Genomic DNA, 12,715 nt, shown 5'->3' with positions numbered 1-12,715 from the left:
GATCGACATGCCGCGATCAATCGTAACCTCGATGCCGACGGCCGGACCTCAATCGCGACGGGGGGTGACGGCTGGCCCCGCCGGCGCATTCGGCGTCTCGGTCGGCGCCTTGAGCAACGCGATGACCTCTCTGTCGCTGAGCTGATGGAAATCGCGATAGAATTCTCCGATGCCAAAAAACGTTTCTGGCAGGAGCAGGCAGACGACGTCATCGACGAGCGCCYGCAACGCCACGATTTCGTCGGCGGGGGCGACCGGGACCGCGAGCATGATCTTGTTGGCCCCGCGCCGGGCGAGCGCTTTCAGCACGGCCCTCATCGTTGTCCCCGTGGCGACGCCGTCATCCACCACGATCACCGTCCGCCCGGCCACCGGAACGGGCGCGCGGCCTGACAGATAGAGATTCCGGCGACGTTCGATTTCGGCCAGTTCGCGGCTCGCCAGCATGTCCACGTCTTCGCGACTCAAGCCGGAGAAACGAATGACCTCGTCGTTGAGCACCAGATCGGCGCGCTCGCCGTCGACGATCGCGGCCGCGGCCAGTTCCGGCTGGGACGGCAACCCGATCTTTCGTACCATGACGAGATCGAGCGGCGCATTGAGGGCTTTGGCAATTTCGAAGCCGACCGGAACGCCGCCTCGCGGCAGCGCCAAAACGACCGGCTGGGGAACGTTCATCCCGACGAACTGAGCCGCGAGCAGGCGCCCGGCGCTCGCGCGGTCTTCGAATTGGTGCATGGCACTTCCCCGGGGACGGACCGATGGCGCCTGTCGGCGCGGATGTTGACAGGCGCAGGTCAAAATACCTTTTCCAGCCCGAAGCTTTATTGACGAGGATCAATGTGCTGTTTGGGCCAACCGCCTTTGCTACTGCCAAGACGCCGCAAGCCGGCGCTAGCTGGCGAACGGCCCTTACCTGATGTGTTTTCGGCGCGGTCTCCGCGCGGTTGCAACAGGAGGATCACCGTGAACAAAGCCCTGAAAATCCCTCACGACAGTCTCGTGTTGGTCGGCGACGGCAGGAAGGCGCTGTTCCTGAAAAACAAGGGAGACGAGCTCTATCCCAACCTGCAGGTCGAGCGGGTGCTCAACGCCCCTGACAATCCGCCCTCGCAGCAACAGGGAACGGACAAGCCTGGCCGCGTGTTCGGGCTCGACCAGCGCAGTTCGGTCGAGCAATCCGATTGGCACGCGATGGCAGAGCAAAAATTCGCCGCGGAGGTGGCCGAGGCGGTCAATGCGATCTGCGCAGACGGCACCGTGAAACACATCGTGGTCGCGGCTCCCCCGCGCACCCTCGCCGAGCTTCGCAACCGTTTTTCCGAGCCGGTGAAGCAGCGGATCCTGGCCGAGTTCAACAAGGATCTGACCAAGATCCCCGTCTACGAAATCGAGCGTCATCTGGTGCATGCGACCTGACGCTCAACGCCACCCGCATTACCTCACCAGCAGGACCGGGCAATGCGCCATGTGGGCCACCTTGTTGGAGACGCTCCCCAATAGGAGCGCCTGGATTTCGCCGTGGCCGCGGCTCGCGATGACGATGAGATCGATATTGTCCTCATCGGCAATGGACAGGAGCGTTTTGGCCGGATCGCCATGGACCAGAACGGTGTGGACCCGTGTCGCACCCTGTTCACGCAGATAATCCTCGGCGGATTTTAGCAATTGTTCGCCCAGGACTCTCCCCACCGAGGTTGCCGTCGCCTCGTATTCGAATTGCGTGGCAATCGGCAGGCCGACCACCGAGTCGGCCACTTGCGCCTCCGCACGCTTCAGGGCCGCCCCGATCTCCGACGCGTATTCGGTTTCCACAAGTCGCCGGTCGTCGTCGGTGATCCTGGTCTCGTTCGTCACATGCGCGACCAGCAGCTCGGCATCGTAACGCTTGGCGAGGTCGGCCGCGAAGGCCAGCGCCTTGCGTGAATGGGACGAACCGTCTGTCGGTGCAAGGATGCGCTTCATCGAACCCTCCTGCGCTGGGCCTTGGGCGAAATGACGCGAGACTGGGATATTCGCCGCTTGCCTCACTTGCAGAAGGAAGCGCCTCGCCGCGGGATCCGGCGATGAGATTTGTCAAAGACCGACCGGTTCACCCACTCACTTTGCGGCCGGAATTACCCTCACCTCTTGTCCACGATGTCGCGGGGGCCGAGCGGGTGGTTGGGTTCGGGCCTGCCCGGCGGCGGCGCGATTTCACCCTCCCTTTCCGGCGCGTCATCGCCTTCCGGCAAAGGAAGATCTCCACCCGTGTGATCGGGCAGCGACGAAGGGTTCGAGAGCGGATCCGCCGGGTTGGGCTTGGTCTCGGGGTGACGTGGTTTCGACGGGTTCATGACTGACCTCGCGCGCGCAATGGCAAGTCTAGTAGCCTGCAGCGGTCCGAATTTGATCTTCCGCAATGCGCCATCGAAAACCCTGTGACCAGATCGCCGACGGATTTCGCCGGAGACGCAGAGATGAAACGCATCCTCGCCGCAACCTTCCTGGCTGCCGGTCTTCTCCTCCCTCCCGCCATGGCGACCGAGCCTTGGGACATGGGTCCTCGCGGCGACGGGCTGGGCGGCATGATGGAGCACCTGATGGGGGGTGCCCGCATGGGAATGATGGGCCGCCTCTCGCCCGACGACGCCGCCGCTTTCGTGGATGCGAGAATCGCGGCGCTCCATGCCGGGCTGAGGCTGTCCGCCGAGCAGGAAAAGCTCTGGCCGCCGGTCGAGGAGGCACTGCGCGCATTTGCAAGGCTTCACGTCTCACACATGCAGACGATGCCGGACGAACACCGCAGGATGCGGGACGACCCGATGGGCATGCTCAAGACCATGGTCGACCGGATGGACGAAGGCGTCGAGGCCCTTCGCAAGCTCTCGGATGCCGCCGGTCCCCTCTATACCAGCCTCGACGAGGCGCAGAAACGGCGTCTGCCGATGCTGATGATGGGAATGGGACCGAGGGGCATGGCCGGCCCCATGCGGGACATGATGGAACGCTGGTTCGGTTCTCAGCGGGATCGCGACAGCGACCGCTGACGAAGCGCCTTGTCGACTTCCATGACGAGGAGAACCGAGCCGGCGATCGGAAACAGCAACAGCCAGAGTTCAAAGGAGATCGGCGCCACCCGCAGCACGTCCCTGATGCCGGGGATGAATGCCGCCGCCACGTGGACGGATTGGGCGGCGACGACGGCGGCGAGCAACGGCCAGTTCTTGCTGAGGGGAACTCTGAATGCCGAGACACTCTCCGAGCGACAATTGAACACGTGGACGTTCTCGAACGCCACCATCAGGAAGAGCAGCACGTTGCGAGCGTCGAATTCGTCGAGACCTTGCGCGAGCGCGATTGCGAACACCGCATAGGCGACCAAGCCCATATAGGCGCCCGATATCGCGGTTTCGCGCATCATCAAACGGTCGAAAATCGGTTCGTTCGCGCCCCTCGGAGGGCGATCGAGCAGCCCCGGCTCGCGATGTTCGAAAGCCAGCGCCACATCCTGTCCGCCGTTGGTCACGAGGTTCAGCCAGAGCAGCTGGATGGCTGTGAGAGGTACGGGCAGGCCGGTCAGGAGAGCGAGGAGAAACACCACGACCTCGGCCACCCCCGTGCTGATCAGGAGGTATACGACCTTGCGGATATTGGCATAGGCCGCGCGCCCTTCCTCGATCCCCGCCACCACGGAGGCGAAGTTGTCGTCGGTGAGGACGAGGTCCGCCGCATCTCGCGCGACGTCGGTCCCGCCGAGCCCCATGGCGACACCGAGATCGGCGCGATGGAGGGCGGGCGCGTCGTTCACCCCGTCTCCCGTCACAGCCACCACATCGCCACCGGCCTGCAGCGCCTCCACGATCTGGACTTTCTGCGACGGTTCCACCCGGGCGAAGACCGATGCGCGGTGGACCAGGGCCGCCACTTCCGGGCCGTCGCCGGGGAATGACGCGAGCTCGTAGCCTGTGACGACATCGTCGGGCGTCTCGGCGATGCCGAGTTGCCGCGCGATCGTCAGCGCCGTTGCCGCGTGGTCGCCCGTGACCATCTTGACCGCGACGCCCGCGCGCCGGCAAAGCGACACGGCTTCCTTCGCCTCGGGTCGCAGGGGATCCATGAATCCCACCAATCCGAGAAAGTCGAGATCACGGAGACCCTCCGACAGGATTTCGGCCAAGGGCTCGCTATCAGATCGGTGGAAGCGCTTCGTCGCGATGGCAAGGACGCGATATCCTGCCGTCGCCATCTCGTTCGCGACATTGACAGCCTCTGTTTGCACATCTCCAAGGCACAAAGGAATGACCACCTCGGCGGCGCCTTTGACATGGAGATGGTCGCCATCGCCGTGACGATTCCGCGTCGCCGCGAATTTGCGTTCGGCCGAGAACGGTATCTCGCTCACGCGCAAGGAAAGCCGTCGCAACTCCCTCACGTCGATCCCCGCCTTGGCGGCCAGCACCAGGAAGGCGATATCGACCATATCGCCGGTGGCGCTTTGCTCGCCGAGGTCCGGTTCGAAACTGGCATCGTTGCAGAGCGCGGACGTCAGGCCCAGCGTACGGATGGCCGCGAGAGCACTTTCCGAGGCCGGGTCGCTGGCGAGCGAAAAACCGCCCGCAACGTCGAAGCCCTCGCCCGCCACATCCACGACCCCGTGGCCGGGAAGCCAGAGCCGTTTGGCGGTCAGGCGATTGAGGGTCAGGGTGCCGGTCTTGTCGGTGGCGATGACGGTGCATGCGCCCAGCCCCTCCACGGCGGGTAGGGACCGGATGATGACGTTCCGGCGCGCCATCCTGCGCGTCGCAATCGACAAGGCCACGGTCACCGCGACGGGGAGCCCCTCGGGGATGATCGACACCGCGAGGGCGGTCGCCAGGAAAAAGGTGTCTCGAAGCGGCGCGCCGCCGACGAGCCGCAGCGCCACAACGGCCGCCACCATCACCAGGGCGGCGATGCCGAGCAACCGGGTGAGCCGCTCGAGGCGCCGCGTCAAGGGCGGAACGGCGCTGGGGCTCACGAGCGTTTGGGCGAGCCGACCGATCTCGGTCCCGCTCCCGGTCCCCACCACCAACGCGACGCAATGACCGCGCTGAACGACGGTGCCGGCAAACAGCATGGTCTTGCGATCCGCGAGAACGGTGGACACGTCGCCGGGCGCGTTCGCGTCCTTCTCGACAGGCAGGGACTCGCCGGTCATCGACGATTCGTCGGCCTCGATTTCCGCCGCGCGGATGAGGCGGACATCCGCCGGCACGCGATTGCCGGCCTCGAGGTGAACGATGTCGCCGACCACGAGCGCTGCACCGTCCAGGCTCCGCAGGATGCCGTCTCGCAACACCCGAGCCGTGGTCCGGATGACCGACCGCAACGCCGCCGTGTGCTCCTGCGCGCGCCATTCCTGCACCGCGCCGATGGTCGTGTTGATGGCAAGGACGAGGACGATGAACACCGCGTCGTCCCACTCTGCAAGAGCGACCGACACGACCGCCGCCGCGACAAGGAGGTAGATGAGCGGGCTTTTCAACTGATCCAGCACGACCCAGAGGATTGTACGCCCTGGAGGTTCGGGAAGAACGTTGGGTCCATCCGCCAGAAGACGGGCCGCCGCCTCGCTGACGCTGAGTCCGTTTTCGCTGGAATCCAGCTCCTGGAATACATCCGCGGCGGCGAGCGCGTGCCAAGGCAATGCGCGCCTCGCGTGACGTCCGGAGTAAGGCCGTGGGTTCGGCGGGACAAGCGGGACGTCATTCTGCATGCCGGTTATCCAGGCCACTCCACCACAGACTTGCACAGCCGGCGCGGCGTTGAAATCCTGCGCCGCCTGCGCAACCAAATTCTCGCGATGCGCGACCCGACTTTTTCCCCTTTGCGAAAGGTCAAAGTCCTGCGGCCCGACATCTGACAACCTGTTCGCCGGACGACGCCGAATTTCGCGGGTCCTGATGGTAGTGGGAGGGGAGCATGTCCTTGAAGGAYATGTTGGTTCTGGTTGGAGACGGCACGGAGGCGGCCGGCCGCTACGCGCGCTGGCTGTCCGGCGCGTGCGGGGCCCATTTGACGGCAGCCGCGGCCGTGGTCGAGCCGCATTTTCCGGTGAACCTGGAGAGTACCGTCCCGAAGGCGTTGGTTCGCCAGTTGTGGGAAGAAGCCGATCGCAGCGCGGACGGCGTCCTTCGCGGCTTTTCCGAAACGGCTCGTCTCGAAGGCGTCACCGCCGAGACGCTGAAATTCGAGGCGGCCCCCGGCCGAGGGGCCGATGCACTATCGCGGCTCGCCCGCTGTTTCGACGCAACCATCCTGCAACAATCCGATCCCGCGGGCGTCGGCACCGGAGACATCCTGGAAGCCACCCTGTTCGGGTCCGGGCGTCCCGTGATCATCATTCCGTACATCCACAAAATCCCGAAACTGAAGTGCGTCCTCATCGCCTGGGATGGCGGTGCGACGGCCGCGCGCGCGGTCGCGGATTCGCTCCCCCTCCTCGCCTTGGCGTCGGAGGTGCACATCGTCACCTCGGCCGATCGCAGTGCTGAGGACAAGCTGGTATCGGGCGCCGCCCTGGCACGCCATCTCGGGCGTCACGGAATCACCGCCGTGCCGAAGAGCCTGCCCGGCAGTGCGAGGGAGGTGACGCCCATGCTGTTGTCGGACGCCGCCGATGTCGGCGCCGACCTCATCGTGATGGGCGGCTACGGGCATTCCCGGATGCGCGAACTCGTGCTGGGCGGCACGACCCGCGAGATCCTGCACTCGATGACCGTCCCGGTGCTGATGTCGCATTAGGAGATCGCCGCCTCTCTGGTGTTCCACGGTTCTTCCCGCGTAAACTCCCGCGAACCACCAGCCGGAGATGCCATGAGCGATTTTGTGTTCGAGACGACGCCCCGCATCGTTTGCCAGGCCGGCGGAAGCGCGCGCCTCGGGGAGATGGCCCGGGACCTCGGAATGCGGCGGGTTTTCGTGGTGACGGATGCAGGCCTGCTGAAAGCCGGCGTGCTGCAACCCATCCTCGCGGCGTTGGCGGCAACGGGCATCGACGCGGTGTTGTTTTCGGACGTCCTGCCCGACCCACCGCAGGACACCGTTCTGGCGGCCGTTGCAGCGGCGCGGGCGGCGGGCACGGACGGCGTGATGGGTATCGGAGGAGGCTCGTCGCTCGACACCGCGAAACTCGTGGCGCTGCTTGGTGGCGCGCCGCAGGATATCGAATCGATCTACGGGATCGGCCTGGCGCGCGGCCCGCGGCAGAAGCTGATCCAGGTTCCGACCACCGCCGGGACCGGATCGGAGGTGACCCCGATCGCGATCGTGACAACGCCCACACACGAGAAGAAGGGGGTGGTGTCGCCCCTGCTCTACCCCGATCTGGCCCTGCTCGATGGCCGCCTGACACTCGGCCTTCCGCCAGCGGTCACCGCCATGACGGGCATCGACGCGATGGTGCATGCGATCGAGGCGTTCACCAGCAGGTTGAAAAAAAATCCCGTCTCCGACGCGCTGGCGCTGAAGGCGCTTCAGCTTCTCTTCGGCAATATCCGAAACGCCGTGGCGAACGGCGCGGACGAGAATGCCAGAACGGCGATGCTGCAAGGTTCGCTGCTTGCCGGTATGGCGTTTGCAAATGCGCCCGTCGGCGCGGTTCACGCCCTCGCCTACCCATTGGGCGGGCACTTCGGCGTTCCGCACGGCCTGAGCAATTCGCTGGTGCTGCTGCCGGTGATCGCATTCAATCGACCGATTGCGGATCGCCCGTATTCACAATTGGCCGAAGCCCTCTTTCCAGAAGGAGAGCGCTTCCGCGACGCCTCCGACGGGGCGGACGCCTTCGTCGCCGCGCTTCGGTCGCTCGTCGCGGACATGCCCTATCCCCAGAGGCTTCGCGACGTGGGTGTGGGACGAGACGACCTGCCGATGCTCGCGCGGGATGCCATGAACGTCCAGCGGCTGCTGGCGAACAATCCGCGCGACGTCACCTATGATGACGCGCTGGCGATCTACGAATCCGCGTATTGAAGCGACCGCGCCTGCCTACACCGTGACATCGGCCAGCGGCGGCTCGATCTGCTCGCACGTGCATTGGCGTGGGTCCTTGTCGGGACGCCAGCGCATGAGCTTGGTGCCATGCCGGAACCGGTCGCCGGTCACGTGGTCGTAGCGCACTTCGACGACCAGCTCAGGCCGCAGCGGCTCCCATTCGCCGCTGCGCTCGGTACTCCACCGACTTGGGCCACCCGGCGCTTTGCCGGTAAAGCCCGGTTCCTCCCGCAAGGCTTCGAGTCGCTTGGTCAATGCCGCGCGTTCTTCATTCGCGATGGTGGAGGTGAAACCCACGTGGTTCAACTTGCCCAGATCGTCGTAGAGACCCAGCAACAGCGAACCGACCTGGCGCGAGCGGCTCTCATAGCGAAACCCGCCGATGACGCAATCGGCGGTGCGAAGCCGCTTGACCTTGATCATCGTTCGCTCGCCCGGCGCATACGGGCCGTCGAGGCGCTTTGCGACCACGCCGTCGGTCTCCCCATGGCCCGCCGCGCCGAGCCATTTCGCCGCCTTCTTCCGGTCCGTCGTCGCAGGTGACAGGACGAGATGGTTCGCTCTTCCGGCCTTCTTCATGAAGGTGTCGAGGGCCCGGCGACGATCCGCCAGCTTTTCGCCCATCAGGCTTTCGCCGCCAGGAGCGACAAGCATGTCGAACAGGATGAGCCTCGCAGGTGTTTCCGCCGCGAGCTTCCGGATGCGGCTCTCGGCCGGATGAAGTCTCATCTGAAGGGCGTCGAACGCGAGATGCCCTTCGATCTCGATCACCAATTCGCCGTCGACGACGAAATCGGGACTGTCGAGATCCCGCAGGAGCGCGACGACTTCGGGAAAATAGCGCCCGAGAGGCTTGCCGGATTTCGCCCTCAGTTCCACCTGATCGCCCGCCTTGAAGGCAAGGCAACGAAAGCCGTCCCATTTGGGCTCGTATTGCCAGGGGCCGCCCGCCTCCGGCAGGGCTTCGGCCGACTTCGCTTCCATCGGCGGGGTGTCCAGCGGGATCGCGAACGCGGATTTGGCTTGTGTCGGAGCGGCGGTATTTCGCGACCGCGGCGCCGTGGTGCTGTCGCTGCTCACGCGGCCAACCTCGCCTTTCCGAGACGCTTGATCGCCTCTTCGAGAGAGCGTTCGCTATCGCAATACTCGACCCATGCCTTGCTCTTCCCGATCAGCCCGGGGACGGTGCGGATCGTGTAGCGCGTCGGATCGAGATCGGCTTTCACCTGGGACCAGACGAGCGGCATCGAAACGGTTGCGCCGGGGCGGGCGCGAGGCGACAGCGGCGCGACGGCGGTCGCCATCCGGTCGTTGCGCAGGTAATCGAGAAAGATCCGCCCCTCGCGAAGCTTCTTCGACATGTTGACGAGGTATCGGTCGGAATTGTCACGCGCCATCAATGCGCAGATTTCCCGCGCGAAGGATTTCGCTTGGGCCCAGGTCAGCTTGCTTTTCTTGGAAGCCGCGAGCGGCGTTACCACATGCAGGCCCTTGCCGCCGGTGGTCTTGCAGAAGCTGACCAGGCCGACCTGTTCGAGCCGGTCGCGCATTTCCTTCGCGGCTTCGACGACCGCTGAAAAAGCAACGTCGGGGGCGGGATCGAGATCGAACACGAGGCGCCCGGGAATCTCCGGCTGTTTCGGCTGGCAGTTCCAGGGATGAAGCTCGAGCGCGGAGACTTGCGCGACCGCCGCCAGTCCCTCGACGCGGTCGATCTGCAGGTAAGGTTTGCGGTCGCCGAAGACGGTGACCAATTCCAGAAGGTTCGAGGTGCCGGGCATGGCGTGTCGCTGGAAGAACTGCTCGCCTCCCAAGCCATCGGGCGCTCGGATGATCGAACAGGGCCGGCCTTCGATATGCGCGATCATCCAAGGCCCGACCGCTTCGTAATAGCGCGCGAGGTCCAGCTTGGTGACGGGTTTCCCGTCACCGCCATCGGGCCAGAGCTCCTTGTCGGGACTCGACAGGACCACGCCCATGACGACGGGCTTGGCGCCCTTGCCCGCTTTCGCCCTGCCGCTCGCGGCTGCGGTGTTGGCTGCTGCGGTCTTGCCGCCGGCGGGTTTGGGCATCGGCACGGCGGTCTTTTCCGGAGGCGCGGGTTTCTCCGCCTCCACCTCCTCGGCCGGCTTGTCCTCACGCAGACCCTTGAACGCTCCCTGCCGGACCATGCCGGCACCGGTCCAACCGGCGAATTCGATCTCGGCGACGAGTTCGGGTTTGACCCAGTGGATGCTGGCATCCTTCCGGGGCGCGCCGATTCCCGTAAAGGGGGATTTGTCGGTTTCGACCGCCTTCAGGCGCGGCAGCAATTGCCTCACCTTGGCTTCGCTGTACCCCGTTCCGACTCGGCCGAGATAGACGAAATGGTCGCCCCGATGGACGCCCACCAACAGGGATCGAAATTTACCGTTCGTCGTGGTCCAGGCGCCGATCACCACTTCGTGCCCGACCCGGCACTTGGCCTTGGTCCAGCTTTTCGTGCGGCCGGATCGGTACGGCGCGTCGAGGCGCTTGGAGATGATGCCTTCCAGCGACAGGCGGCACGCCGATCTCAGCACGGCGTCGCCGCCGGTCTCGAAATGTTCGACGAAGCGAATGAGGGTGTCCTTGCCCACGCCTCGCGCATCGAGAAGGGTTTCCAATTCAGCCTTGCGCTCGATGAGCTTCTTCGAGCGCAGATCCGCATCGCCCGTCAACAGCAGGTCGAAGGCGTAGAAGATGAGGTTGTCGGTTTCCTGCTCGGACAAGGCCGCCTGCAGCGCCGCGAAATCCGGTGCGCCGTTGCTGTCGAGCGCCACGATCTCGCCGTCGAGGATGCAATCGGGCATCAAGGCTCCCTCGCGGGCGATCGCCCCGAACTTGTCGGTCCAATCGAGTCCCTTCCGGGTCTTGAGCGTTGCCTTTCCGCCTGCGACCCGGAGCTGGACGCGATAGCCGTCGAACTTGATCTCGTGTCCCCAGCCCGCACCCGCCGGCGGACGCTCGACGGACTCGCAAAGCTGCGGCGGGACGAAATCGGGGAGGATGATCGAGGATCGGCGCGACGACCCGTCCTTCGTCTTCTTCAAGGCAGAAGCGGGCGATTTTGCCTGCTTGCGGGCGTCGGCGGCGCTGCCCCGGCTGCTGTMCCAGACCGCATCCGGCTCAGCATCCGCCTTCTCGGCTGCCATGAAGGGTTTGGGCCCCCGTCCCTTTCCGGCGGTGATGGCCTCCATCGTGCGGCCGGAGGCAATCGATTTGTCCTGGGCCAGAATGGCGTCGCCTTTGCCCTCGCGGCTGAATTCGTCGCGATGTTTGATCAGGAGCCAATTGGTCCGCTTGCCGCCCGTGCGGTCGGTCTTCATGCGCACGAGAACCCAGCTGCCGTGCAGCCGCTCGCCATCGAGGGTGAATTTCAGGTCACCCTCGGCCAGCGCTTCTTCGGGAGAGAGATCGCCCTCAGGCTCCCAATAGCCCCGGTCCCAGAGCATCACGGTCCCGCCGCCATATTGCCCCTTCGGGATCGTGCCTTCGAAATCGCCGTAATCGAGCGGATGATCCTCCACCTCGACGGCAAGGCGCTTGTCCGCCGGATCGAGAGACGGCCCCCGCGTCACGGCCCAGGATTTGAAGACGCCATCGAGCTCCAGGCGGAGGTCGTAATGCAGGCGGGTCGCCGCATGCTTCTGAATCACGAACCGGCGTCGCTTGCCGTGCGCCGTTCCACCCTCGCCGCTCGGTTCGGCGGTCTTGGTGAAATCCCGCTTCGCCCGGTATTTCGAAAGCTTGCTGTCTTGCGCCACGATGGATCACCGTCTTGTCGCTCACTTCACGCGAGTGGCGTGCGGTAACGCTCAAGGTCGCGCTTTGGTTCTCAGGAACGATGGGGCTGCCCGGTGGTTGATCCGCTGTCGCGCAGCCAAGCTCAAGGCATTCCCATGGCACCGAGGACATTCTGGAAAGGCTACCTGAAACTCTCGTTCGTCACCTGCGCCGTCGCGATGACGCCGGCGGTCTCGGACAACGAGAAGGTCCGGTTCCACACCCTCAATCGCAAGACCGGCAACCGGATCGAGAGTCGCTATGTGGATGCGGTTTCAGGCGAAGCCGTGGAGCGCGAGGACGAGGTCAAGGGCTATCAGACCGGCGACGACGCCTACGTGGTCCTGGAGGACGATGAGCTCGATGCGGTGAAGCTCGAAAGCACGCGGACGATCGAAATCGACATGTTCGTGCCGCGCGATTCCATCGAATGGATCTGGTACGACAAGCCGCATTACCTGACGCCCGCCGATCCGGTCGCCGAGGAGGCCTATTCGGTCATTCGCGAGGCCATGAAGGCGACCGGCATGGTGGGCATTTCACGGGTCGTTCTCTATCGGCGCGAACGGGCGGTGATGCTGGAGCCGCGCGACAACGGCATTGTGCTGTGGACCCTGCGCTACGGCGATGAGGTTCGGGACGAGGATCAGTATTTTGCCGAAATCAAGGACGAGAAGATCGAGCCGGGCCTCAAGTCTCTCGTGACGAAGCTCATCGAGGAGAGGACGCAGGATTGGGACCCCGCGATGGTCCGTGATCCGGTGCAGAAAGCCCTGAAGGACATCATCGCGGCGAAGAAAAAAAGCGGCGGCAAGGCACCGCCACGGAAGAAGGCCGAGGCGGAGCGCCCCAGCAACGTGGTCAGCATCATGGATGCGTTGAAGAAGAGCATCGC

At 64.8% G+C, this 12,715-nt stretch carries 11 protein-coding genes; 5 read left to right on the top strand and 6 right to left on the bottom strand.

The genetic code is table 11. The features are described from left to right. Positions 1-48 precede the first annotated feature (48 nt). Entirely contained in the window at positions 49-738 is a 690-nt protein-coding gene (locus AC1DVM_RS12430) for a phosphoribosyltransferase (protein WP_477254747.1), read from the bottom strand. 264 nt (positions 739-1,002) lie between these two features. Between AC1DVM_RS12430 and AC1DVM_RS12425 the strand changes: the two genes are divergently transcribed. After that, a complete protein-coding gene (locus AC1DVM_RS12425) occupies positions 1,003-1,419 on the top strand; it encodes a host attachment family protein (RefSeq protein ID WP_477254746.1) in 417 nt (138 codons plus the stop codon). Between the two features lie 18 nt (positions 1,420-1,437). On the opposite strand, the gene AC1DVM_RS12420 is transcribed toward AC1DVM_RS12425, so the two are convergent. Beyond that, positions 1,438-1,965: a universal stress protein gene (locus AC1DVM_RS12420; protein ID WP_477254745.1), complete on the bottom strand. Its 528-nt coding sequence runs from the start codon at positions 1,963-1,965 to the stop codon at positions 1,438-1,440. A gap of 158 nt (positions 1,966-2,123) precedes the next feature. Continuing rightward, on the bottom strand, positions 2,124-2,336 hold the full coding sequence (locus AC1DVM_RS12415; RefSeq protein ID WP_477254744.1) for a hypothetical protein: 213 nt from the start codon (positions 2,334-2,336) through the stop codon (positions 2,124-2,126). Between the two features lie 123 nt (positions 2,337-2,459). Here AC1DVM_RS12415 and AC1DVM_RS12410 point away from each other — a divergent pair, with 123 nt between their 5' ends. Beyond that, on the top strand, positions 2,460-3,029 hold the full coding sequence (locus tag AC1DVM_RS12410; RefSeq protein ID WP_477254743.1) for a Spy/CpxP family protein refolding chaperone: 570 nt from the start codon (positions 2,460-2,462) through the stop codon (positions 3,027-3,029). Here the strand turns inward: AC1DVM_RS12410 and AC1DVM_RS12405 are convergent. Next, complete coding sequence (locus tag AC1DVM_RS12405; protein WP_477254742.1) at positions 3,002-5,737, bottom strand: cation-translocating P-type ATPase; 2,736 nt, start codon at positions 5,735-5,737, stop codon at positions 3,002-3,004. The genes AC1DVM_RS12410 and AC1DVM_RS12405 overlap by 28 nt on opposite strands. A 206-nt stretch (positions 5,738-5,943) precedes the next feature. Between AC1DVM_RS12405 and AC1DVM_RS12400 the strand changes: the two genes are divergently transcribed. Together AC1DVM_RS12400 and AC1DVM_RS12395 are read left to right on the top strand one after the other, a co-directional pair. Further along, positions 5,944-6,765: a universal stress protein gene (locus tag AC1DVM_RS12400; RefSeq protein WP_477254741.1), complete on the top strand. Its 822-nt coding sequence runs from the start codon at positions 5,944-5,946 to the stop codon at positions 6,763-6,765. A 72-nt stretch (positions 6,766-6,837) separates the two neighbouring features. Beyond that, positions 6,838-7,995 (top strand): iron-containing alcohol dehydrogenase, encoded by a 1,158-nt coding sequence (locus AC1DVM_RS12395; RefSeq protein ID WP_477254740.1) that lies wholly within the window; start codon positions 6,838-6,840, stop codon positions 7,993-7,995. A 15-nt stretch (positions 7,996-8,010) separates the two neighbouring features. Here AC1DVM_RS12395 and AC1DVM_RS12390 read toward each other — a convergent pair whose 3' ends face one another. Then, positions 8,011-9,096 (bottom strand): ATP-dependent DNA ligase, encoded by a 1,086-nt coding sequence (locus tag AC1DVM_RS12390; protein ID WP_477254739.1) that lies wholly within the window; start codon positions 9,094-9,096, stop codon positions 8,011-8,013. Further along, positions 9,093-11,801, bottom strand: coding sequence for a DNA ligase D (gene ligD / locus AC1DVM_RS12385; RefSeq protein WP_477254738.1), 2,709 nt, complete (start codon positions 11,799-11,801; stop codon positions 9,093-9,095). The genes AC1DVM_RS12390 and ligD overlap by 4 nt, the downstream gene beginning before the upstream one ends. 135 nt (positions 11,802-11,936) lie before the next feature. Here ligD and ku point away from each other — a divergent pair. After that, positions 11,937-12,715, top strand: a 779-nt coding sequence (gene ku / locus AC1DVM_RS12380; RefSeq protein WP_477254737.1) for a non-homologous end joining protein Ku, incomplete at its 3' end; no start/stop codon positions are given.

The organism is Microvirga sp. P4_A5 (assembly GCF_056402495.1).
Note: the sequence above shows the minus strand (reverse complement) of the source record. Positions and strands in the feature narration are given on the sequence as shown.

Bases quoted from the DNA above. Each gene is read 5' to 3' on its own strand.
- AC1DVM_RS12395 (WP_477254740.1), top strand. From the start codon at position 6,838: ATGAGCGATTTTGTGTTCGAGACGACGCCCCGCATCGTTTGCCAGGCC.
- AC1DVM_RS12420 (WP_477254745.1), bottom strand. From the start codon at position 1,965: ATGAAGCGCATCCTTGCACCGACAGACGGTTCGTCCCATTCACGCAAG.
- AC1DVM_RS12410 (WP_477254743.1), top strand. From the start codon at position 2,460: ATGAAACGCATCCTCGCCGCAACCTTCCTGGCTGCCGGTCTTCTCCTC.
- AC1DVM_RS12415 (WP_477254744.1), bottom strand. From the start codon at position 2,336: ATGAACCCGTCGAAACCACGTCACCCCGAGACCAAGCCCAACCCGGCG.
- AC1DVM_RS12405 (WP_477254742.1), bottom strand. From the start codon at position 5,737: ATGCAGAATGACGTCCCGCTTGTCCCGCCGAACCCACGGCCTTACTCC.